The sequence below is a fragment of the Bacillus sp. GW823-FHT06A11 genome (assembly GCF_058795355.1).
The window spans coordinates 353,797-376,065 of record NZ_JBXAHS010000001.1; the positions used below are offsets into that span (position 1 = coordinate 353,797).

Genomic DNA, 22,269 nt, shown 5'->3' on the forward strand with positions numbered 1-22,269 from the left:
AAAGGTAGGTGCAAATCACACCTACCTTTTCTATTTCATATCAATCTTATCTGGTTGAAACCAACTTGGTTTTGATAACTCAAAGTTTTTATGATCTTCCAATACAATAGTAAGACGCTCTAACGTATCATCCAACATATGTGGTGCTGCTCTTAATGTCCAGACAACTGATGAGAAAACTGTCATGCCAACGTACACCGCATATAATTTCCAGAACTCCTCTGGTATTCTCCTATTAAAGTATCCTTCTATTTGTCCGATTGAATACGGAATACTAATGTCCCTTGCAAATAGTGCAATTTTCACGAAATCATGCAGTGGATCGCCCCAGTCATAACCATTAAAATCAACTACACCTACATATTTCCCATCCCGTACAATTATATTTTCTAAATGAAAATCATCGTGTTGAAATCGATTTGGGCGATCCTTTACATACATTTCATTTTCATCTATAAACTTAATAATCTTATCATCATTTTTTATTTTTATTCCGCATGTTTTGTATGCTTCTAAATATTTACTATGTTTTTTCATTGCTCTTTCATGCCATGGAAGTATATCATTAGGAGCTTCATATGTATGCATTTTTGCTAAATCTTTTCCTGCCTCTATGCCAATATCATATTGTTCTTTTGGTGAATACGTAGGCAATAGCTTCTTCGCATCTTCCCCTTCTAAATATGAAAAAATACTATAGCATACACCTTCTTCTTCCAATATACCTATTTCAATTGGCCTTTGTGCCTGTACGTTACGTTTTACCATTTCATTTAAAATTTGAAACTCTATTTTCTTTCTTTCATACTCTTTTATATCTCCTGTCCGAAATAAATATTTTTCATTATTTGCATTCGTAATTACATATTTCTTATCTGGAGAGAAACCTTTAGAAATTTCTTCAATATTCGCTGCATCTTTTACAATTTGTATATTGTTTTGCCGTGCTGTAATTATCTTCATATCTATTCCCCTTACATTTCTGCATTTGGTGTATAGGCTACTTCTACAATAAATCCATTCGAATCGTAAAAATCAATCGTATAGTACCTTTTTGAATAATGATTCATTTCAATTGGACCACGTATTACCTTCACTTTCGTACTAGAAAGAAAATCTGCTACTTCATCAACTACTTCTCTATGAATAGCTTGATAACAAATATGTCTAGGACCTAACGTCCTTACGATTTCCTCATCTACTTCTTTAAAGTATATTTCACTTTCTCCCGTGCTATATGCTACTTCATTTAACTTTCTCCATCCAATTATCGGAAACAACTTATCATAATAAGAAATGGATTCCTCTAAATTTGCTACTCAAAATTCAATATGATGAATACACTCCTTGTACTACTTGCACAATTTCCATCGGCTTATGAACCATATAATCGGGTGCGTCTTTTTTCACTGTTTCAATAACATCATATCCCCAAGATACCCAAATTACATTCACCCCAGCCTTTTTACAAGCTGCTACATCTCGCTGTTCATCACCAATGTATAACATATCTTGCTCTGTTATCTTTTTCGATTTTAAAAATCTTTTTATCATTTTATCTTTACCAAACAAATTTTTAGAACAATACACTTCTTGAATATTTTCGATACCATTATTGTGCAAAAACGCCCGAATATGCTCTTCTGAGTTAGATGATATGACCGCAATACCGTATCCTGTTTTATGTAGTTCATCTAATACATCCTTCATCCCATGAAATAAAACAAGATTTTTTATAGCAGGCTGATACAATTTATAAAATTCCAAAGCTAATATCGGTAATTTATACAGTGGTACATCGAGTTGTTTACATCTCTCTGTCATCGTTAATTTACGTAAATGTTCAATTTCGTCTTCCTTTACTGCTTTATACCCATGTTTTTCAGCAAGTTGATTATAAATCGGTACAAATATATTTTGTGAATCTACTAATGTGCCATCAAAGTCAAAAACAATATATTTTTGCATCTCCATACTCCTTTTGCTTCTTTTTTCTAAACCTATGTTATTCAACAACATAGTTGTCTGTCCCTTCTATAAAAATAAAAAAGAACAAGATTTTCTCTTGTTCTTTTTAAGACAACCATTTCGGCGGTACATTCGTATTCCAATAAATATTTCCTAACTCATGATGTCCAGAGTATCCATCATCAAAACGGTGATAATGGAAATTAAAATAATAACCATCTTGCGGCGGATGATCTCTTCTTACATGGAAACGCAATAAATCATTTCCTGATTTCGTATCGTAGACGTGAAAAATCTTTTCATTATTTCCACCAGCTGGTTTTTGAGAAATCGCTAATGATTGTAGTGAATCTTCTGGTACATCACTAGCAAGCTCAGCAATTGCCTCTTCAATTTTCGGTAATATTACATCTTTAAACTCATCTTCAATTACTGGACCAATTTTAGTACCAAACTTTTGCATCGACTGCTTTTCTGCTTCTTGCATTGCATAAGTAATAAAAGTATCGGTGGTTAACCTGTCATTCGTTTCTTCATATGTATAGGACGTGCTCTCCAAACTTTGTTGCCCAGCTGTGCTCGTAGGCTTGTCCGCAGCTTTGGCATTATCAAGTAATATGGAAGGAGGCGTCACTAAACCAAATGTAAATACGGTAATTAATGCGACTAAGGTTTTTCTAAACCAATTTGGCATTTATGTTCCCTCCCCTTTCACTCATTATTTTTTTATATAACGGTGGTTTCTTCTATTATACAAAATGATTGTAATTTTTGCACTTTACAATTTTGTTAACGTTCACATATTTTTCACTTGAATATGAAATTGTAAGGTTTCATACAATAAAAATACAACAATAATAAGGAGGCGATCAGATGACTTTAGATGTCATGTATTCCGCCGCAAGCATACTCGTTTTAGTATATTTTATTTATCAATGTGTTACAGACTAGAAAAAGAGCCGTCAATGGCTCTTTTTTAATGGTAAAAATACAATCCATACAATTAATAAAATAAAAATAATGCCACCAATCACAGCTGGCAATAAATAAAACTGGGCAAGTATAACTATTCCATACAAAAGTATTGCTGGTAGTAGTAAATAACGATTTGCCTTCCATCTTAACAAAAGTAAGTTCCCTTCATCACAATATAAATGAAGAAACATCTTATTCGTAAATTCATTCCAATAATCACGTGCATAGCGAGAAATTGCAACTACAGCAAATACGAGAACAATAGCTGCAATCCACCTAGGAGTCATAATTATACTTGCAGTACTGATACATACAATTTGAATATAAAATATTCGTGCAGTACTTGTACGGAAAAATTCTTTCAAAAAAGATTCGACAATACGAGAATCAGCTTTTTTTCCTAAAAGTCTTTTAGAGTACGGAAACATCCACGGTTTTTTATTCGAACTACTCGGTTTAGCCGCATGACCACCAACTTGCATAATTCCGCTCGTCCAGCGCATGCTTTCCTCCTTTTCTTTCTCAATTTCTTTAAAAAAGAACTTTTTATAATTCATTTTCGCTTTTACTAATACACTACTTAAGAAAATTACTAAACCGATAAATAGAATTGAATAAAATGGATTTTTATAAATAAAAAATAAACTAATTCCAAAAAAGGACACGCTCATAGAAAATACTACATTTTTTACAATCCATAAAACCCATCGTTTCTCCGCATGTACATGAATAAATCTCGTTAACAACGACATCATAAATCGAAATATAGTAAAGAATACCCAAAATAATAGGACTTGTATCTCTGTTACTCCGATACTTTTCATCAACACCGGTAACATAATAACGACTAATATTATATTCGTTATCGCTATTCGAACAAATGTGTACATCATGCCATACTGGACTAATTTTTGCATATGTGTTGCATACGAAATTAAAAATAAACTATCCGCTTGCTCAAAAAATGAACGAACTCCTCTCGGATATGTTACTAGATAAAATGCGAGTAATCCTAATCCGAAATAAATCGTCTCTTCCGTTGATAATTCATTTATCCATAGTGACCTATAATAGATTCCCATAAATATAAGTGCTGGTATAATAATATATAATGCGACTGTCCAATCTGTTACCGAACGTATAGACTTCCACTTCCGCTGAAGCTCATGGCGTAATCTTTTATAAAATTGTTGTTTAATCATGTTGTTCACGCCTTACGATTACATCAAAGCAGTCTAGTAATGAGCTACCCGGCATTTCCGCTAACATTTGAATAGATTCTAAATGTCCATCTGCGACTAATGTACCTTGTGAAATGAGTAAAAATCTTTCACAAATTTTTTCAGCAGTATCCAATACGTGCGTACAAAGTAAAATTCCTGCTCCGCGCTCTTTTTCTTTATATAAATAACTTAAAAACTCTTTCGTAGCTACTGGATCTAAACCGATAAAGGGTTCATCAATGATATAAAAATCTGGCTCAGTTAAAAACGCCAATATTAGCATCGTTTTTTGTTTCATACCTTTTGAAAACTTTGATAAATACTCATGTTTATGCTTATCCATTCGAAAAGTATGTAATAATTGTTCCGCTCGTTCTTCCCAGCTTCCCATTTCACTTCCACGAGCAGCCATTAATAATTCAATATGTTCCCAGAGCGTCAAGTAATCATAGTATGTTGGATGTTCTGGCACGTATGCATACGGATTTTTCTTTTCACCGAATGATATTTCACCGTCCATATTTACAAGTAATCCGAGCATCGTTTTTATCGTCGTACTCTTCCCAGCACCATTTGCTCCAATAAGAGCAACTAGTTCACCTTTTTCGATAGAAAAAGCTATATCATGAATTGTTTTTTCGCCTATTTCATATCCGGCTGAGCGGATATTTACTTCTAACATGCATTTCCCCTCTTTCCATTTCCAATACAATCAAGGAAAAGAATAACATATAACTATCTGTATATCATTATAAAATATTTATTTTCATAGCAGGAAAAAACATTTTTTAACAGAATATTAAATGTTTGATTACATTTTATTGGGGTGAATAATATGTCTTTTCAAATTCGTGAAGCAACGATAGATGATATAGACGCACTTTGTTCTTTAACGAAAGAATTAAAAGGTTCCTCTATTTCCTATGAAGATATGAACAATCGATTACAATTCGTACAAATGAGTCCGTTTGATTTTTTATATGTTTACGAGGAAGAAGAAGCCATATTTGGATTACTTGGATTTCGTATACGTGAAAATTTAGAAGATGTAACACGTTATGGAGAGATTTCAATTATTAGCGTCGATTCTAACATACGACGGAAAGGCATTGGACAAGTATTGATGGATTATGCAGAGCAATTAGCAAAGAAACATAATTGCATTGGCACATGGCTAGTTAGTGGAACAAAAAGAGTAGAAGCTCATCCTTTTTACAAAAAATTAGGATATGAAGTAAATGGCTACCGATTTGTAAAACATTTTTAAACTACTTATAATTGAAGGGACTATAACTATGACAAACATTAAAGCAATTTTCATTGATCGTGACGGTACAATTGGTGGTGACACTACAATACATTATCCAGGATCTTTTACATTATTTCCATTCACAAAAACATCCTTGCAAAAACTAAAAGCTAAAAATATAAAAATTTTCTCTTTCACAAATCAACCTGGTATCGCAGATGGAATAGCAACTGTAGCCGATTTTGTACAAGAATTAGAAGGCTTCGGTTTTGATGATATTTATGTATGTCCTCATAAACACGGTGATGGTTGTGAATGCCGTAAACCAAGTACAGGCATGCTGCTTAAAGCAGCAAAAAAACATGGGCTTGATTTAATACAATGTGCTGTAGTTGGTGATCGCTGGACTGATATTGTTGCAGGAGCAAAAGTAAATGCGACAACGATTCTAGTCCGAACAGGCGCTGGGTATGATGCTTTGCATACGTACCGAGACAAATGGGCACATATTGAACCAAACTACATTGCAGATAACTTTGAAGATGCAACAAACTGGGTTTTAAATCAACTATAATACAAATGAAGATTTTGATGCACTCGAAATAATGTTAAAATATCCTTTTTGGCAAATAATTATCTTCCCAAAGATACAAAACGGATCACCTCAAAAGGTAACAACTTCCCTTTTGATACGCAAACATTGCAATTCAAATTATATTTTTCACCACTAACATCAATTAACGTAAAGAAGGAATAGCTTAGTGGCTATCCCTTCTTTATTGACTCCTATTCATTACATTTATTATCTGTTTTTATTGAGTATCCTCGTCGCTTTTATACTCCAAAATATCACCTGGCTGACAATCCAAAGCTTTACATATTCCTTCTAATGTTGAAAAACGAACCGCTTTTGCTTTCCCATTTTTCAAAATAGAAAGATTCGCCATAGTAATTCCAACCTTCTCCGAAAGCTCTGTTACACTCATCTTTCGTTTTGCTAACATGACGTCAATATTAATAATAATTTTCATATCCGCCACCTCAGACCGTCAAATCATTTTCTGATTTTATGTTAATTGCTTCTTGTAGAAGGCGTTGAAGGATAGCGGCAAAAACAGCGATAACGAGCGAAGCAAAAACGATAATAAGTCCCACTAACCCAATAGGAGGGTCCATTTTTTTCGCTATAAAATGAAAAAGTGGTAAACCTAATACATACAAACCACTGATTGTAACTGCACAGCGCTTTATATTCTTTAACGCCTTTACAGATAATTCCGAGAACGCTGTGTTCTCATCAATGTACTGTAAAAGATTGAAAGCCTGATAAAGAGCAACGTAAAAAGGCACAGCTGCTCCATACATCACAATGAAAACAAGATATTTTATCAGAGTAATATTAGGATACAAATTCGCTGCGAAATTCGCCATTTCCGGCACTAAAAATATGCATAAGGCAAGTACTGCAATTCCAACAAGAAAAATAATTACTTTTAAGAACGTTGTTGAACTTCGTTTAAGATTCATTTACAATACCTCATTTATTTAATGATAACATAATTTTATCATATTATTTATCGTTTAACAATAAATAAATATCGTTTTCTTCATGTTTAATTTAGGCAAAAATAAAAAAGAATTTCTCATTACAAAGAAATTCTTTTTCTTGAAAATGTCTCTTTCAACTTAATTTTTTAAAACGTTAATTCGTAATGGAAATAACGATTATCTCTCAAATAACCATTTTCAGCATATAATCGTTGTGCTGATAAATTATCAATCTCTGTTTGCAATTTTACACCTTTTGCTCCATTCTCTAATGCGTATTCTTTAGCAGCTTCTAATAATTTTTTACCTGTTCCGGCTCCACGCTTCGCCGCTTGTACAAATAAATCATTTAAAATCCATAATTCTTTCATTGAAATGGAAGAAAATGATGGATATAGTTGTGTGAACCCAATATATTCGCCGTCTTCAACTGCTACGAAAATAACGGACTCTTTTTTCTCAATTCGATTTCGTAAAAATACTTTTGCACCTTCTAAATCAGAATCCTGCCTATAAAACATGCGATAGTTATTAAAAACTGATGCTAGTCCATCTAAATCTGCAATTGTTGCCTCATATATTCTCATTTTACTCCATTCCCCTTCCAATACTGTCTCATTATATCCGTTGCCCATTTAGGCTGGTGTATTTCTTCTTTCGGTATAAACTCTTTCATTATTGGTTTTATATCCAATATAGGAGTACCATTAATAGCATCTAATCCCTCAACAATAATTGATTTACCTTCTCTTTTGATCACCTTTACAATTGTTACACCTATGCGATTCGGGCGATTTTTTCCGCGCTGTGCAAAAATACCTACTTCAGGATAATCTTTATTATTTCTAGGATGTCTAGCAAAATACTGAATTTGCTCGTCAGTTACTTTATGAAAATAAAAAACAACTTCAATATGGGAAAAATCTTCAATCCCTTGTATACTTTCTTCTGCATACATTTCAGTTAAAGTTATACGGGATCTTACTTCTCCCCACTCATCATCTTTTATTTCCTTTCTTTCATTATGTACAAATGCGATTGGTTGAACTGAAAACATACGCATTCCCCCTTAAATGTAACCACTTACATTATAAAATATTTTCTGAATGTTTTCCAGATATATGAATTAAGTTTACATAATATAATTATAATCTATCTAGAGCTACCTTGACTGCTTCAATTGCATGTATATGAGTCGTATCAAATATCGGGACAGATACGTTTTCTTGCTTTATTAATAACCCTATTTCTGTACAACCTAATATGATTCCCTGTGCTCCTTTTTGCACTAACTCTTCCATGACTCTTTTATAATATTCTCTAGATTGAGATACTATTTTTCCTAAACATAATTCTGTATATATTACTTTATTTATTTCTTTTCTATTTTTTTCTGATGGTACTATTACTTTTATATTATTTTCTTCTATACGTGACTTATAGAAATCTTGCTCCATTGTATATTTAGTTCCAAGCAGACCAACCTTTTGAATGTCTTTTCTTTTAATTTCTTTTGCAGTTGCATCGGCAATATGTAAGACTGGAATATCAATTTTCTCCTTTATTTTTCCAACTACCTTATGCATTGTATTTGTACAAATGATTATAAAGTCCGCTCCTCCCTTCTGTAATGAATACGCCGCATTCGCTAAAACTTCACCTGCTCCATTCCAATCTCCTCTAGACTGGAATCTTTCAATCTCTTCAAAGTCCACACTATTAATCAAACATTTTGCTGAATGTAGCCCTCCTAATCTCTCTTTTATTTCTTCATTAATAATTCGATAATATTCAGAAGTTGATTCCCAACTCATACCACCTATAAGACCTATCGTTTTCATACAAACACCTACCTAAACTATTTTTATAAAACTAATAGCAATGTTTTATTATGTATATTATACATAATAAAACAAGACTTTAAGTTTGGAATATAAAGTCTTGTTTTAACGGAAAATACGGAAATAATAAAGAATAATTCTACTTTCATTTCCAAGGAAATTTTTATAGAATATTCTGAAATTAATAATCTGATTTTTTTATGAATTCTTTATACTTATAATTAAAACACTCTCGATACAGCTCTTTGATTTCATCATATGATGGAACACGTGGGTTATTAGCTGGGCTACCACTTTCAATTGCATCTGATGCCATTTTAGAAATAGCATTTTCAAATTCAATTTCATCGATTCCGTATTCTTTTAAATTTGGAATACGAAGATCAAAGCAAAGTTTTTTTATTTCACCAAGTGTGTAATCTGCTACTTCCTCATCAGAATTCGAATACAAATCCTTATTTAAACTACGTCCAATTTTTGCTAACCTTTTCATTGCACTTGTTTTTGTAAACTCTAACACTGTAGGTAATAGTATGGCATTTGATATTCCATGCGGTACATGAAATAATGCTCCCACTGGCCTTGACATTCCATGAACTAATGTAACTGATGCATTAGAAAATGCAATTCCAGCTTGTAAGGAAGCAATCATCATCGCTTCTCTTGCCTCCATATTACGTCCATCTTCATATGCTATACGTAAATATTTCATAATACTTTCAATAGCTGAAAGAGCAAGTACATCTGTAAGTGGTTGTGAAACTTTAGAAATATACGCTTCAATTGCATGACATAACGCATCTATTCCTGTTGCTGCCGTAATTTGTGGTGGTAATGAACTTGTCAAAACTGGATCTATAATTGCTACTTTCGGTATAAAACTAGGATGCTTCATCATCATTTTTACATCTGTTTTTTTATTCGTAATTACTGCTACACTTGTAACTTCCGATCCAGTACCAGAAGTTGTCGGAATTGCAATAAGTGGTAGTGGGTTGTTTTCTATTTCAATATCCTTTTGGACATAATCCTCAACTTCTCCACCATTTGTATATAAAACCGCTACTGCTTTCGCAGCATCAATACAACTTCCACCACCAATACCGATAATAAAATCACACTTTTCCTCTTTACAAAGAGATAACGCTTCTAACACGTGTATATTTGTAGGCTCAGCATCTACTTTATTATATGTACTAACAGTAATACTTTTCTTATTTAGTTGTTTTATACACTTTTCAACATATCCTAATTTCTCCATAATTGTATCAGTAACTATAAAAGCTCTTTTCCCTAACTTTTTTGATTGTTCCCCCAGTTTTTCAAGCGAATTCCTTCCATATAATACCGACTTTGGCATACGAAACTCAGAAACTTCTTGCAAGTACTCCACCCCTTCTTATCCTAATTAATATTTTATGATATAAATTATCGATTTGATGAATCTTTACGATTCGAATGTTTAATAGAGTCCTGTTAAAGTATAGAACGCGATAACTAAAAATACAGCAACCGTTTTCAAAATTGTAATAGCAAATATATCTTTATAGGACTGTTTATGTGTTAATCCTGTTACTGTAAGAATAGTAATAATAGCCCCGTTATGCGGTAGTGTATCCATTCCTCCTGATGCCATTGATACGATACGGTGCATAACTTCTAATGGAATATCAAATTGATTGGCCGCTGCAATAAATTTATCTCCCATTGCACTTAATACTATTCCCATACCTCCTGATGCAGAGCCTGTAATTCCAGCTAAAATATTCGTCGTTACTGCACCATTCACTAACGGATTTGTGAAAGTAGCAGAGATACCATCTCTCATAATTGCGAAGCCTGGAAGTGCTGCAATGACACCACCGAATCCAAACTCAGCTCCTGTATTCATCGTTGCAAGTAGTGCTCCACCAATACTTGTATTCAATCCAGCTTGGAAACCTGTTACTACTCGCTTCCAATATAATAATAACGTTGTTAAGATCCCTATAATAAGTGCCAATTCTACAGACCAGATTCCTACTACTGCACTTAATTCTACTTTTCCAAATGCTTTCATACCAATTGCAGAAAAATCAAAACCGCTTGGATACCACTTCGGTATCATAATAGTAAACACTTTATTCATTACACCTACTAAAATAAGTGGTATAAATGCAATAAGTTGTTGTGCTCTTGTGATTTCAATGTTATTAATTAATGGCATATTTTTTTGTTCTAATTGCAAAGATGCTGCCATTTCAGTATTTCCATTATTAAAACCAAAATACCCTTCACCTGCTGCTTTTGCCTTCTTACGTCTACTCTCTAAATATAGTAAACCTAATGTAAGAACAAAAATTGCTCCTACAATCCCAAGTATCGGTGCAGCATAAATATCCGTTTTAAAAAATGTTGTAGGTATTACATTTTGAATTTGTGGTGATCCAGGTAGTGCATCCATTGTAAACGTTACTGCTCCAAGAACAATCGTTCCAGGGATTAAACGTTTTGGAATATTAGCTTGTCGAAACAACTTAGCTGCGAACGGATAAACAGCAAACACTACTACATACACACTAACACCACTATACGTTAAAATAGCCCCCATTAATACAATCGCTAATATAGTACGTTTTTCACCAACTAACTCAATAATCGTTTTTGCGATAGAATCTGCAATTCCTGACATTTCCACTACTTTTCCAAATATTGCTCCTAATAAAAACACAGGAAAATATAACTTTATAAATCCAACCATTTTCTCCATAAAGATATTAGAAAAGAAAGGTAATACATAACTAGGTTCTGTCAAAAATACTGCAAATAATGCAAATATCGGTGCGAATAGAATAACAGAAAAGCCTCTGTATGCTACGAACATAAGTAAACTTAGTGCTAATAATATAATAACTAACTCCAATTTTACCCCTCCATTAAACAGAATATTCTAAATTTTATTGATAAACTTCTACTAATCTTTTAATTCTGACATCCCTCCTCTTATTCATACAATTTTTTCATGCTAAAAATGTCTAATTATAAATATTCGATTACATATGAAAAATCCCTTTAAACAGAAACGAATTCCTCATCATACGTTATAAAGGGATTGCTAGCATCTATATTTACTAATTTATTAAACTTTTTTCTGCACAAAAATGATACAGTTCTTCAACATCTTTCACTATGTAAGTCGCACTAACTTCAGTCAGTTCTTTCTCACAGCCATAGCCATATAAAACACCAATTGAAGCAATTCCATTCTGATTCGCACCTATTATATCGTGCTTTCTATCACCAATCATTATCATTTCTTCTTTATTTAGTTCTTCATTTGTTTGTAAAATATGAGCAATTATTTCTTCTTTTTTTATTCTCGTACCATCTAAATTACTTCCAATGATATCTTCGAAATAATTCGTTAATTGAAAATGTTCTATAACTTGTTTCGCAAATACAGTGGGCTTTGAAGTAGCTACAAATATGCGATTCCCTGAACTTTTTAATTGTTGCAAGAGCTTCAGAATCCCCTCGTATACATTATTCTCAAACAATCCACGCTGCTTTAAATACTCACGGAAATAAAAAACAGCACGTTCAAGCTCTCCTTCACTCATATTATATCTCTCTATGAATGATTGCTGAATAGGAGGACCTATAAATGAATCTAACTCACTTATATGTACTTCTTCAATTCCTACTTTTTTTAACGCATACAAAACCGAATTTACAATCCCTTCTTTCGAATCCGTTAAAGTTCCATCTAAATCAAATAGAAATGTTTTATACATGTTTCATTCCTCCACTTAATTTGCTGTATAAATAACTGCTAACATCTCTTCCACTTCTCCCTATTATACTATCATTATCTATTTTTTCGAAAAATCAATTTCCATATGTCACATACTTTCAGTTACAAAATACGATAGATATGATAAAGTAAAAAAGTTACAATTATTTTAATAGAAACTGGTGAAACAAATGTCAATTACGTTAATTTTTATAATGGCTTTCACAATTGTAATCCACGCAGTTGAAACAAGCTCTTATAGTATTCGATTAGCGGGGGTTCGTTTAAAGAAGATTGCTGTCGCATTATCCGTCGTAGGAATCGTATTACTCATTTCAAGAACGTCAAACTTACTACAAGCCTTTTTACTTGGCGGGATTGTGGACGAAGCAAAACTAGATCCTTCTATTGATTTAGAGCATATTATACGTCTTGTACTATTATCTGCTTCTATCGGTACGTTGCTTGCGATTATACTGTATCCAACTTTGACAAAACTATTTGGATATGTCATTCAAAACTTTGAAACAGACGGTTCTTTCATTCGAATGATGAAAACGAATAACATTCAAAAATTAAAGTACACAAAAAAATATGTCCGCTTTCCAAAGTTAGAAATGATTCATAGACTGCGTATCGGCGGTATTCCAAAGCGTATAATGCTTATTAACATGTTCGCTACTGCAATTTATACAGCGGGAGTTCTTTCCGCACTATATGCTTCTTTTTTAATTCCAGCTTTCGCAACAAAAGCCACTACAGCTTCTGGTCTTATTAATGGTTTTGCTACTATTTTATTAACAGTGCTACTAGATCCACGTATTGCTCTTTTAACAGAGCGAGCTCTTCAATCAGAAGAAGGTGCTGAAGCAATGAGTAAAATGTATGCTTGGCTAATGATTTCTAGACTTTTTGGTACATTACTAGCTCAACTGTTATTCATACCAGGTGCTTACTGGATTACATGGATTATAAAGCTTATGAATTAAATTTACTCTCTAAAAAAAAGCAGGTGAGATAACAAATGACTATACAAACAGAACAAGATATCATTCGCTTAATAGAAAACGACGAATGGATGATGAATGTATTACAAATGGCAAAATCACTAGAGTTACCTGATTGGTGGGTTTGTGCCGGCTTTGTTCGTTCTAAAATTTGGGATACTTTACATGACTATGAAGCTAAAACGGCTATGCCTGATGTTGATTTAATTTATTATGATAGTCTACATCAAGATGAGATATACGAACAATCATTAGAAACGAAATTAATGAATATGGATGCTACTATCCCTTGGTCTGTAAAAAATCAAGCTCGTATGCATGTAGTGAATAATATGCCACCATATTCTTCTTCTGTTGATGCTATTTCTAAATTTCCTGAAACAGCAACGGCTTTAGGAGTTACACTTGATGAACTAAACAACGTCATATTAACAGCCCCATGTGGTATTGAAGATGTCCTTTCCTTACAAGTGAGACCAACAGCTCATTTTCTTGAATCGAAAGAACGATTACATATGTACAAAAACAGAGTTATAAAAAAGAATTGGCAAAGTAAGTGGCCTAACATCACAATCACATATCCAGAAATATAGAAAGGGTGCCTCTCATTTATAGAAGCACCCTTTTCTTCATTTCAAAAAATGTATGACTGTTTCTGCAAACCTATCTGCTTCCTCATAATGAGGTGAATGACCGCTCTCTTCAAATACGATATACTTGCCGTTTCGGGCATCTTTATTAAATGTTTTAATTTGTTCTTCACACGTTACTACATCATGTTTTCCTACAATTAATAACATTTGATTCTGTACTTCTTTTATTTTATATAATAATGACGTATGACATGAGCCCTCTAATTTTAATCTATCAAAATGAATTTGAGAGCGATTTGAAAATATTTCCCACTCTTCATCACTGTATAAACTCTCATCTGTCCTATCTTCCTTATTATTGTAAATCTCCATTCTTTTTTCTTCTAATTCATTGCTTAGTCTTATATAAGCTTCTAACAACTCTTTTGAACTAGCATTGCTAGATGAATAAGCAAGAGACTCTTCTGCTACTTCTTCTTTTCCATATTTTTTTAATAAATGCCCTGTCTTTTGCAACAAAGCTCTACTTGTTAATGCAAAGTCGAAAGTTGGCCCTTCAAATATTATTTTCTCTATTGAACTTGGATATATCGACGCATATAACAATGCTAAATAGCCACCGAAAGAATGTCCAATTACAGACCACTTTTCAATTTGTAATGCTTTTCTTAGTTCCTCACAGTCTTCAATTAAATCATTTAATCCAAAAGCTTCATCCTCAGTAATTTCTTCTGAGCGACAAACACCCCTTTGATCTATCATCATTACATATAAAGAATCTTTTAAACGTTCCGCTTGATGAAATGAAAAATCATAGCAACTCTCTCCTGGTCCACCATGCAAATATAAGACTGGTTTATCTTTAGGATTTCCATGCGTTTCAACGTATAGCTTTTTCCCTCTAATATTCATGTATCTCCCTGCTTCTATCAAATTTGCCTTTATGATCATCACCTCCCTTTTTTTACTGAATATTATAACATTTAATGTTAAATAATCCCTATTACATTTAAGAAGACTATAATTATTGCAAGTGGTGCTACAAATCGAAGTAAAAATGCCCAACAAGTAAATACTTTCTTTCCATAATTACCACCTACAAAAAACTCTGCTTCTAGTACCTGCTTCTCCATTTTGAATGAAACGAAAATACTAATAAATAGTGCTCCAAGTGGCATTAATATATTACTAGATAAAAAGTCTACCGCATCAAAAATATTCTTTCCAAAAATCGTAATATCACTCCATACTCCAAATGATAACGCAGATGGTATACCTACTAAGAAAATACAGAAACCAATGATCCATGATAGTTTCGTTCTTCTTTCTTGTTCACCATTTGCTAATGCTGAAACAACTGTCTCTAACAGAGAAAATGCCGATGTTAATGTCGCAAATGTAAATAGTGCAAGAAATACTGTTAAGAAAAATCCACCGAATGGAATTTGACTAAATACAGATGGTAATACGATAAATAGTAATCCAGGTCCTTCTGTCGGCTCCATTCCTAATGAAAATACAGCCGGAAAAATAGCAAGACCCGCAAATAAAGAAACAAATAAATTCAATCCAACAATTGTTATTGCTGATTTTGGTAAACTTTCTTTTTTATTTAAATAGGAACTATACGTGACCATAATCGAAATCCCGATACTAATCGCAAAGAATGATTGCCCCATTGCGAACAAAATACTTTCCGAAGTAATCTTTGAGAAATCTGGTTGTAAGAAAAACTTCACACCTTTCATTGCATCATCAAGTGTTAACGAACGAATAATAAGAGCGACAAATAAAACGAACAATGCTGGCAACATATATTTACTTGCTTTTTCAATTCCATTTTGTACACCTTTTGATACAACCCATATCGTAATGAACATAAAAGCGAAATGTCCTATAATCGCCCAAGTGGGATTTCCAATTGTTTCAGTAAATAATGCTCCGTAATTTTGTCCCGGAGTAATAAGTTGTCCCGTTACTCCTCTGAATAAATAAATTAACACCCATCCACCTACAACGCTATAAAACGAAAGTAGTATAAAACATGTTCCAACGCCAAGTCGTCCAATCCAGTGCCATCCTGTATTTGGCGCGATACTTTTAAATGCTCCAACCGCTTGTTTCTGTGTACTGCGACCAATCATAAATTCAGCTATAAGTAGCGGTAGCCCAATTAATACAGTAAATAATATAAAGATTAAAAAGAATGCTCCTCCCCCGCTTTTCCCAGCGATATAAGGAAACTTCCATATCGCACCAAGTCCAATTGCTGATCCGGCTGCTGCCATTATAAAACCTAATTTCGAAGTCCATTGCTCCGTCTGTTTCATCTCATTTTCCTCCTAATTAAATCTTTTTATATAAATAAATAAATTTTATAGACCTATCCAAATAAACCCTCCATTTCTTCTTCCATATAATAAAAAAATGGCCTAGCATCTCTATATAAAGAGACGCTAAGCCATTTACTTAACGCGGTACCACCCTTATTGATTCCATTATGAATCCACCTTAGTAGTAATCGTTTGATTACAAACCTAATATCGAAGGTTAACCGTTAAGATTTACTAAGAATGTGATTCCGTTCCACCTTACTGCTCCTAGGCGAGTTCAGGATGTCATTTGACTATGTCGCACCAACCCATAGCTCTCTGTACAAATACATGACCTTACTACTCCTATTCAACACATTTTAATATTTAGAATATATTTTCTTTTGAAATTAATATGAAGTATATCGGTTATATTTGTAACTGTCAAGGTATCTATTAAAATTTGTTGAGAAACCTTTTTTATTTTTCATTATCCATCATCATTATCATCACCGTGATTATTAGTATCATCTTCTTGATTATTGTCATCTTGTTGTTGCGAAGACTCTTTTTTGCTTAATAATATTTTAACGTGACTTCACCTTTTATTATATGCATTCTTACATCACCCGTTAAAACGTACTTTACGATGACTTCAAAAAATAACACAACCTTTTATTTTTTCCTCTACTATCGTCGTATACTGTACATAGCCACTACAGCCTATAAAACAACAATAAAAATTTAACACTTAATGCACTTATAAAATTATAATGCTCTTTTAAATTTCTACGCTAAAACGCAAAAAAGCACTTGTTGCCTTTAATTAACAATCAAGTGCTTTAAGTTCATATGTTTTTAAGTAGCGTAAATTTGTAAGTTTTGTAGTAACAGTATTACGCCTTTTGTACATCATGACAAATACTATATTAAAACTTACGAGTTTGTACGAGCTTGTTAGTTTAATATACATTCCATGTGTTTATATTCGTCGCCCAATAAAATGTCATCTCGCCTAAGCTCGTACTTCGTTTTATATTCTCTCATTGCACACAGTACTTCATGATGGTACAACCATCATGAAGTACGTACTTTCTAACAGCCTATTCTTTTTCTTTTCACTGTAAATATACTTTATTCGCACTAATCTATATATTCTGCCGTACCAATGAAATCCAACTTGTAGGTAGTCTTATCTACGAAGTTAACAATTTTACCTTCTTTATTATAATCATAATTATAAATTAAAATGATGGTATTGTATTTAGACTTTAACTTAATGTTATTGTACTGTTGTATTAATTGATTATCATATGAAAAATCCACTAACAGCTTTTCTATGTCATCTTCAGCATCAGGAATCCAATCTTTTTCAACTAAGTCCCTATCATAATAACCTAATTTAAAATCTTTCTCAAAAATAGAGGGAATACTATCTCCATCTTCATTATATTCTATTTCAGTGTACGTTTCGAGTTCATCAAAATCACTAAAGCATCCTAACCATAAAGAAACATCGTTTTTCATTTTTTACCTCCTCAAACCTTCTGGTAAATCCATAATGCCATTTTTCATTCTATTTTCAGCCCATTCATTAAGCCCTTTAACAAAACTTTCATAGTCAGAAGCAGAATCAATAATCTTTAACATTTCATTATGTGCTTTTGTCGAGCCTCTTCTTCCATGACGACCAGGTGGATTTACAAATTCAACATCTTTAGTCAGAGACCTCATTTCTTTAATATCATCCATACTAATTCCCCACTGCTTAGATTTAGGAGTTCTCGCTACAAGATGCCACTCATGGTATCCTCCTGGGCGTCTAATCCTATCTTCTATTTTACTTCTCAACTGAGGATTATTCCACATTTCCTCAAATTCTTTTGCTGATAGATTATCAAACCATTTATTAAACTCATTGTTTCTTACTGATGGAATTTTCACATCACTTAAATGCTTACTATTCCCACTAGTACTCTTACTACCTTCACCCGTACCCTTAACACCCTTCTCTCCAACACTTTTCATATACTGATAAGCATCTTTCAGAGAATGCTGTCCCATCTCTCGGACCATTCCTACTCCAGGGATTACGTAGGCTTTTCTGGGATCCATTTGTATTCCAGTAATGTTTTTACTGCGTGCTGGATTTTTTCATTCCCCTGCAAGAAGGTTGTTTTTACGGTTGTGGTACCTTTGTTCCATAGGTTTCCGATTTTGTTTGCAAGTCCTTTTGTGGTGGAGGCTACAAAGTTTACGCCTTCTTTTACTTTGTGGCTGGCTGTTTTTATACCATCGACAGCTGCTTTTCCAGCTTTTCCAGCCACCATTGATATTCCTTCGCCTAGCCCTTTTCCTGTTTTTACAATTGTCTTTCCGAAGCTAGAAGCGACATACTTTATTCCTTTTCCAGCAAGGCTCGCAACTTTCCTGACGGGAATAAAGTTTAAAAGGGTCCACCCTGCGGCGATGAGTCTTTCTTTTGTTGATAATTCTTCGCCTGTGATAGGGTCTTTACCAGTAACCGCTCGAATTGCATCATTAATTCCGATGAATTCAGCTGCTCCTTCTAATCTATTTTCTTATACTATTTGCTGAAACAACATATGTACTTATTATTTATTATACTATCCTCTCTTCTATCTTAAAATGCAAAAAGCACTTGTTGCCTCTCATAGACAATCAAGTGCTTTAAGTTCATATGTTTTTAAGTAGCATGAATTTGTAAGTTTTGCAGTAAAAAATGTGATACCTTTTGTATGTCATAAAAACTACTACTTTAAAACTTACGAATTTATACGAGTTCATTAGTTTCATATACAATCCATGTGTTTATATTCATCGCCTAGTAAAATGTCATCTCACCTAAGCTCGTACTTCGTTTTATATTCTCTCATTGCACACAGTACTCCATAATGGTACAACCATCATGAAGTACGTACTTTCTAACAGCCTATTCTTTTTCTTTTCACTGCAAATATACTTTATTTTTTACTCATCTACATATATGCTTAACCTCTTAAATTATTTATTATAAACTATTCATCCCACTCCTCATATACAACTGATCCTTTATAAATTAAAATTAAATTTCACTTCATCTATATCTCCATCGTACTCAAAATCATATAATCTAATAAAAGAATCATAGATTCTGCCAATTCTTCTCCATAGTGTTACAATAGGTATTATCTAAAATAAAAGAGACTACCTTTAAGTAATCTCTTGGTCTACAATGATTTATTCTTTCTATTTATTCAATCGGTCCCATAAACTGAGTAATTAAATAAATATGCTCAATCAATTTAACTTTTTGCAGATTCTCTACTTTTTCTGCCCCTCCTAATCCAAGAAGAGGAACATAACCAAAACACTCATTATAAGTTGGTATTCCGTAATTTTGGATAGCTACTGAATAAGGATTCCATTCCATGTCTTCTTCTAAATATTCTTCTTCCTCAAGAAACCTTAAAAATAGCTCAAATTTAGAAGCAATGACTTTTGATTTCCCCTTACGATAATTTAATTGAATAATATATGATTTATCACCATATTTCTCAAGCAAAAGGATATCCCCCATACTTGTTGTAAATAATGGTATTGTATTTTGGTGTCTAATATATGTTTCTTTGACAATTTCAAAATAATCTTCAGGATTAATTAACCTAAGAAATCCATTCAAGGTCGTTCCAAATCCATACTCTTTCCAAATATCAGTTAATGATTCAGGAAGTGTATTAGAATATTTTTCAATTATACTTTCAGGGACTTTTTGTTCCAGTTTAAATTCCTTCATTATTTTTAATTTATGCAATTTTTTTCCTCCTTTAATGTGTTAACTTGACATTCAAATAAGTATTTTTTAGTTGTTCTGATGTCATGTTTTTTGCTATTTCCTCGATTTGTTTATCAACAATTTTGATTCTAGTCCGCCATTGACTACCTATAGAGAAATTAACCCTCTTATCTCCCATCCCTCCTATTATTTCAGGTCTTCCACCCGCAACCTGATCTGGATTATGAAGTGCTGCTTGAGTTTTCATCCATTCATTCGCTTGCGTCTTTGCTTCTTTAAGTGTTAATCCTTGTTCAAATAACTCATCAATTTTATCTCTTAATGCTCTTTCTCTTGCTGCCTGCTGGTATGCATTTCCTTCTATTGCCCTACCTTTATCAATAAATCGATTTCGATTTTCCCGGTATTCATGTACGGTTAATTCATTCATACCTTTTTCTTGATCCTTTAACTGTCTTGCAAATTCTTCTGAATCGAATTTTGTTTTGTAGTTAAATTTCACTTCAATTTCTTTTATCCTAGGTATATCATCTAAATGCTTGACTTCGCCCGTACCCTTAACACCCTTCTCTCCAACACTTTTCATATACTGATAAGCATCTTTCAGAGAATGCTGTCCCATCTCTCGGACCATTCCTACTCCAGGCATGACATAGGCTTTTCCCAAACCTGGGATCCATTTGTACTCCAGTAATGTTTTTACTGCGTGCTGGATCTTTTCATTCCCCTGCAAGAAGGTTGTTTTTACAGTTGTAGCACCTTTGTTCCATAGACTTCCGATTTTGTCGGCAAATCCTTTTGCTGTCGAGGCTACAAAGTTTACACCTTCTGTTACTTTGTGGCTGGCTGTTTTTATGCCATCAACAGCTGCTTTTCCAGCTTTTCCGGCTACCATTGTTACGCCTTCGCCTAGTCTTTTTCCTGCTTTTACAATCGTCTTCCCAAAGCTAGAAGCGACATACTTTATTCCTTTTCCAGCAAGACTTGCCACTTTTCCAACAGGAACAAAGTTTAGGAGTGTCCATCCTGCGGCGATGAGTCTTTCTTTTGATGATAATTCTTTCCCTGTAATAGGGTCTTTACCGGTAACTGCACGAATTGCATCATTTACTCCAATGAATTCAGCTGCTCCTTCTACTCCCTTTTCCCACCATGATTTTTCATGTTTCTTTTCTGTTTTATGGGTTTCTTTCAATTTTTCATTTTGTTTCTTTTGATATTCTTCATCTGCTTGACGAAACTTTTGAGCGATACGCCGTAATTCTTTTTCTGTAACTTGTAAGTTACGTATGTAAGATTCCATGAGTCTCATTGATCTCATATATTCCCCATAAAAATGCTGACTCGTTGCTCCTTGCCATTGCATTTGAATACTAAACATGGATTGATTGAGATTTTGTTGTATGGTCTGGCTGTGTGTTTGCATCTCTGATATGTTTTTGGCAATTTGTTCGAGTTGTTCAGGTTTGACTTTAATCTCCAAACCTTCTCCCACCTTCCTCTATTTTATACCAAAAAGAAATAGAACTGCATTAATTTTTACTTATTCTCTTTAGAGAAAACATCAAAAATACTGTTATCACAAATCGCTTCAATTTCTTCCTTTACAAATAATTTTTGAAATTTTGTTCCTGGGTTCAATATGACATTTGCCTCTAAATCTATTGTTTTTAATAATTCAACTGCATTCATAGAGACATACGGACATTCTTCTGGAATAACCATTTCTAGATGCTTTAAATCCGAATACAGTGGTAACATTAATCCTTCTTCCATTTCAAAATAATGAATTTGCAATTGTGTATTTTCAGTTGAAATCAAATTTCCTTCTTCATCTACAGTTGTATCGCCCTCTACCGAAGCAACAACGTACAAATTTGATTTCTGTAATATCTCATAAAAACGAACTCTTTTTTCTTCATTCTGTAAAGCCTCCACTAACGCCTCATCTAATGGACAAATTTCTAGTAAACTCATGAATTTTC

23 protein-coding genes, 2 pseudogenes and 1 other annotated feature are annotated in these 22,269 nt (G+C 33.3%); of the genes and pseudogenes, 4 read left to right on the forward strand and 21 right to left on the reverse strand.

Annotated features, from left to right (window positions below):
* Positions 1–30: 30 nt before the first annotated feature.
* The 6 genes and pseudogenes from AC1Q8L_RS01600 to AC1Q8L_RS01625 form a co-directional block, all read right to left on the reverse strand.
* Positions 31–963, reverse strand: a complete 933-nt coding sequence (locus AC1Q8L_RS01600; protein ID WP_000692072.1) for an aminoglycoside phosphotransferase family protein — start codon at positions 961–963, stop codon at positions 31–33.
* Between the two features lie 11 nt (positions 964–974).
* A pseudogene (locus tag AC1Q8L_RS01605) lies at positions 975–1,340 on the reverse strand (VOC family protein).
* Positions 1,327–1,968 (reverse strand): HAD family hydrolase, encoded by a 642-nt coding sequence (locus tag AC1Q8L_RS01610; RefSeq protein WP_001174995.1) that lies wholly within the window; start codon positions 1,966–1,968, stop codon positions 1,327–1,329. Before AC1Q8L_RS01610 ends, AC1Q8L_RS01605 begins: the two are co-directional and overlap by 14 nt.
* 106 nt (positions 1,969–2,074) lie before the next feature.
* A complete protein-coding gene (locus AC1Q8L_RS01615) occupies positions 2,075–2,662 on the reverse strand; it encodes a YpjP family protein (RefSeq protein WP_001134421.1) in 588 nt (195 codons plus the stop codon).
* Positions 2,663–2,930: 268 nt separating this feature from the next.
* Positions 2,931–4,145 carry an ABC transporter permease gene (locus tag AC1Q8L_RS01620; protein ID WP_000595455.1) on the reverse strand — a complete coding sequence of 405 codons (1,215 nt, stop codon included), beginning with the start codon at positions 4,143–4,145 and terminating at the stop codon, positions 2,931–2,933.
* A complete protein-coding gene (locus AC1Q8L_RS01625) occupies positions 4,138–4,848 on the reverse strand; it encodes an ABC transporter ATP-binding protein (RefSeq protein ID WP_492339393.1) in 711 nt (236 codons plus the stop codon). The genes AC1Q8L_RS01620 and AC1Q8L_RS01625 overlap by 8 nt, the downstream gene beginning before the upstream one ends.
* A 153-nt stretch (positions 4,849–5,001) precedes the next feature.
* Here AC1Q8L_RS01625 and AC1Q8L_RS01630 point away from each other — a divergent pair, with 153 nt between their 5' ends.
* Entirely contained in the window at positions 5,002–5,433 is a 432-nt protein-coding gene (locus tag AC1Q8L_RS01630; RefSeq protein WP_000009776.1) for a GNAT family N-acetyltransferase, read from the forward strand.
* A gap of 28 nt (positions 5,434–5,461) precedes the next feature.
* Complete coding sequence (locus AC1Q8L_RS01635) at positions 5,462–5,989, forward strand: HAD-IIIA family hydrolase (RefSeq protein ID WP_000181780.1); 528 nt, start codon at positions 5,462–5,464, stop codon at positions 5,987–5,989.
* 238 nt (positions 5,990–6,227) lie between these two features.
* Here the strand turns inward: AC1Q8L_RS01635 and AC1Q8L_RS01640 are convergent, their stop codons facing one another.
* From AC1Q8L_RS01640 to AC1Q8L_RS01675, 8 genes are all read right to left on the reverse strand, one after another.
* Positions 6,228–6,446 carry a helix-turn-helix domain-containing protein gene (locus AC1Q8L_RS01640; protein ID WP_000691391.1) on the reverse strand — a complete coding sequence of 73 codons (219 nt, stop codon included), beginning with the start codon at positions 6,444–6,446 and terminating at the stop codon, positions 6,228–6,230.
* A gap of 10 nt (positions 6,447–6,456) precedes the next feature.
* On the reverse strand, positions 6,457–6,942 hold the full coding sequence (locus AC1Q8L_RS01645) for a DUF2975 domain-containing protein (RefSeq protein WP_001050152.1): 486 nt from the start codon (positions 6,940–6,942) through the stop codon (positions 6,457–6,459).
* 167 nt (positions 6,943–7,109) lie between these two features.
* Positions 7,110–7,550 carry a GNAT family N-acetyltransferase gene (locus AC1Q8L_RS01650; protein ID WP_001223866.1) on the reverse strand — a complete coding sequence of 147 codons (441 nt, stop codon included), beginning with the start codon at positions 7,548–7,550 and terminating at the stop codon, positions 7,110–7,112.
* Positions 7,547–8,020, reverse strand: a complete 474-nt coding sequence (locus tag AC1Q8L_RS01655) for an SAM-dependent methyltransferase (RefSeq protein ID WP_000493251.1) — start codon at positions 8,018–8,020, stop codon at positions 7,547–7,549. The genes AC1Q8L_RS01650 and AC1Q8L_RS01655 overlap by 4 nt, the downstream gene beginning before the upstream one ends.
* A gap of 88 nt (positions 8,021–8,108) precedes the next feature.
* On the reverse strand, positions 8,109–8,804 hold the full coding sequence (locus AC1Q8L_RS01660; RefSeq protein WP_000848578.1) for an aspartate/glutamate racemase family protein: 696 nt from the start codon (positions 8,802–8,804) through the stop codon (positions 8,109–8,111).
* 181 nt (positions 8,805–8,985) lie between these two features.
* A complete protein-coding gene (locus AC1Q8L_RS01665; protein ID WP_001158665.1) occupies positions 8,986–10,188 on the reverse strand; it encodes an iron-containing alcohol dehydrogenase in 1,203 nt (400 codons plus the stop codon).
* 78 nt (positions 10,189–10,266) lie between these two features.
* Positions 10,267–11,706 carry a GntP family permease gene (locus AC1Q8L_RS01670; protein ID WP_000424331.1) on the reverse strand — a complete coding sequence of 480 codons (1,440 nt, stop codon included), beginning with the start codon at positions 11,704–11,706 and terminating at the stop codon, positions 10,267–10,269.
* Between the two features lie 208 nt (positions 11,707–11,914).
* On the reverse strand, positions 11,915–12,577 hold the full coding sequence (locus tag AC1Q8L_RS01675; protein ID WP_098311972.1) for an HAD family hydrolase: 663 nt from the start codon (positions 12,575–12,577) through the stop codon (positions 11,915–11,917).
* Positions 12,578–12,767: 190 nt separating this feature from the next.
* Between AC1Q8L_RS01675 and AC1Q8L_RS01680 the strand changes: the two genes are divergently transcribed.
* A complete protein-coding gene (locus AC1Q8L_RS01680; protein ID WP_000028911.1) occupies positions 12,768–13,565 on the forward strand; it encodes a lipid II flippase Amj family protein in 798 nt (265 codons plus the stop codon).
* 35 nt (positions 13,566–13,600) lie between these two features.
* A complete protein-coding gene (locus AC1Q8L_RS01685; RefSeq protein WP_000155289.1) occupies positions 13,601–14,176 on the forward strand; it encodes a nucleotidyltransferase family protein in 576 nt (191 codons plus the stop codon).
* Positions 14,177–14,212: 36 nt separating this feature from the next.
* Here the strand turns inward: AC1Q8L_RS01685 and AC1Q8L_RS01690 are convergent, their stop codons facing one another.
* The 7 genes and pseudogenes from AC1Q8L_RS01690 to AC1Q8L_RS01720 form a co-directional block, all read right to left on the reverse strand.
* Complete coding sequence (locus AC1Q8L_RS01690) at positions 14,213–15,127, reverse strand: alpha/beta fold hydrolase (protein WP_000584227.1); 915 nt, start codon at positions 15,125–15,127, stop codon at positions 14,213–14,215.
* A gap of 38 nt (positions 15,128–15,165) precedes the next feature.
* Positions 15,166–16,506: a sodium-dependent transporter gene (locus AC1Q8L_RS01695; protein WP_000814554.1), complete on the reverse strand. Its 1,341-nt coding sequence runs from the start codon at positions 16,504–16,506 to the stop codon at positions 15,166–15,168.
* Between the two features lie 116 nt (positions 16,507–16,622).
* Positions 16,623–16,871: a binding site (T-box leader), on the reverse strand.
* Positions 16,872–17,631: 760 nt separating this feature from the next.
* Entirely contained in the window at positions 17,632–18,015 is a 384-nt protein-coding gene (locus tag AC1Q8L_RS01700) for an immunity 22 family protein (protein WP_025118714.1), read from the reverse strand.
* A 3-nt stretch (positions 18,016–18,018) separates the two neighbouring features.
* A pseudogene (locus tag AC1Q8L_RS01705) lies at positions 18,019–19,070 on the reverse strand (pre-toxin TG domain-containing protein); the annotation flags it as partial.
* A 671-nt stretch (positions 19,071–19,741) separates the two neighbouring features.
* Positions 19,742–20,284 (reverse strand): T6SS immunity protein Tdi1 domain-containing protein, encoded by a 543-nt coding sequence (locus tag AC1Q8L_RS01710; protein WP_029948785.1) that lies wholly within the window; start codon positions 20,282–20,284, stop codon positions 19,742–19,744.
* 31 nt (positions 20,285–20,315) lie between these two features.
* Entirely contained in the window at positions 20,316–21,767 is a 1,452-nt protein-coding gene (locus tag AC1Q8L_RS01715) for a WXG100 family type VII secretion target (protein WP_025118713.1), read from the reverse strand.
* A 56-nt stretch (positions 21,768–21,823) separates the two neighbouring features.
* Entirely contained in the window at positions 21,824–22,261 is a 438-nt protein-coding gene (locus AC1Q8L_RS01720) for an SseB family protein (protein ID WP_000054421.1), read from the reverse strand.
* Between the last annotated feature and the right edge of the window lie 8 nt (positions 22,262–22,269).

What these genes read in the sequence shown, in the direction of transcription:
- AC1Q8L_RS01635 (WP_000181780.1), top strand. Translation starts at nt 5,462, where the DNA reads ATGACAAACATTAAAGCAATTTTCATTGATCGTGACGGTACAATTGGT.
- AC1Q8L_RS01720 (WP_000054421.1), bottom strand. Translation starts at nt 22,261, where the DNA reads ATGAGTTTACTAGAAATTTGTCCATTAGATGAGGCGTTAGTGGAGGCT.
- AC1Q8L_RS01680 (WP_000028911.1), top strand. Translation starts at nt 12,768, where the DNA reads ATGTCAATTACGTTAATTTTTATAATGGCTTTCACAATTGTAATCCAC.
- AC1Q8L_RS01650 (WP_001223866.1), bottom strand. Translation starts at nt 7,550, where the DNA reads ATGAGAATATATGAGGCAACAATTGCAGATTTAGATGGACTAGCATCA.
- AC1Q8L_RS01625 (WP_492339393.1), bottom strand. Translation starts at nt 4,848, where the DNA reads ATGTTAGAAGTAAATATCCGCTCAGCCGGATATGAAATAGGCGAAAAA.
- AC1Q8L_RS01610 (WP_001174995.1), bottom strand. Translation starts at nt 1,968, where the DNA reads ATGCAAAAATATATTGTTTTTGACTTTGATGGCACATTAGTAGATTCA.
- AC1Q8L_RS01645 (WP_001050152.1), bottom strand. Translation starts at nt 6,942, where the DNA reads ATGAATCTTAAACGAAGTTCAACAACGTTCTTAAAAGTAATTATTTTT.
- AC1Q8L_RS01710 (WP_029948785.1), bottom strand. Translation starts at nt 20,284, where the DNA reads ATGAAGGAATTTAAACTGGAACAAAAAGTCCCTGAAAGTATAATTGAA.
- AC1Q8L_RS01600 (WP_000692072.1), bottom strand. Translation starts at nt 963, where the DNA reads ATGAAGATAATTACAGCACGGCAAAACAATATACAAATTGTAAAAGAT.
- AC1Q8L_RS01655 (WP_000493251.1), bottom strand. Translation starts at nt 8,020, where the DNA reads ATGTTTTCAGTTCAACCAATCGCATTTGTACATAATGAAAGAAAGGAA.
- AC1Q8L_RS01675 (WP_098311972.1), bottom strand. Translation starts at nt 12,577, where the DNA reads ATGTATAAAACATTTCTATTTGATTTAGATGGAACTTTAACGGATTCG.
- AC1Q8L_RS01685 (WP_000155289.1), top strand. Translation starts at nt 13,601, where the DNA reads ATGACTATACAAACAGAACAAGATATCATTCGCTTAATAGAAAACGAC.
- AC1Q8L_RS01640 (WP_000691391.1), bottom strand. Translation starts at nt 6,446, where the DNA reads ATGAAAATTATTATTAATATTGACGTCATGTTAGCAAAACGAAAGATG.
- AC1Q8L_RS01695 (WP_000814554.1), bottom strand. Translation starts at nt 16,506, where the DNA reads ATGAAACAGACGGAGCAATGGACTTCGAAATTAGGTTTTATAATGGCA.
- AC1Q8L_RS01690 (WP_000584227.1), bottom strand. Translation starts at nt 15,127, where the DNA reads ATGATCATAAAGGCAAATTTGATAGAAGCAGGGAGATACATGAATATT.
- AC1Q8L_RS01630 (WP_000009776.1), top strand. Translation starts at nt 5,002, where the DNA reads ATGTCTTTTCAAATTCGTGAAGCAACGATAGATGATATAGACGCACTT.
- AC1Q8L_RS01615 (WP_001134421.1), bottom strand. Translation starts at nt 2,662, where the DNA reads ATGCCAAATTGGTTTAGAAAAACCTTAGTCGCATTAATTACCGTATTT.
- AC1Q8L_RS01660 (WP_000848578.1), bottom strand. Translation starts at nt 8,804, where the DNA reads ATGAAAACGATAGGTCTTATAGGTGGTATGAGTTGGGAATCAACTTCT.
- AC1Q8L_RS01620 (WP_000595455.1), bottom strand. Translation starts at nt 4,145, where the DNA reads ATGATTAAACAACAATTTTATAAAAGATTACGCCATGAGCTTCAGCGG.
- AC1Q8L_RS01700 (WP_025118714.1), bottom strand. Translation starts at nt 18,015, where the DNA reads ATGAAAAACGATGTTTCTTTATGGTTAGGATGCTTTAGTGATTTTGAT.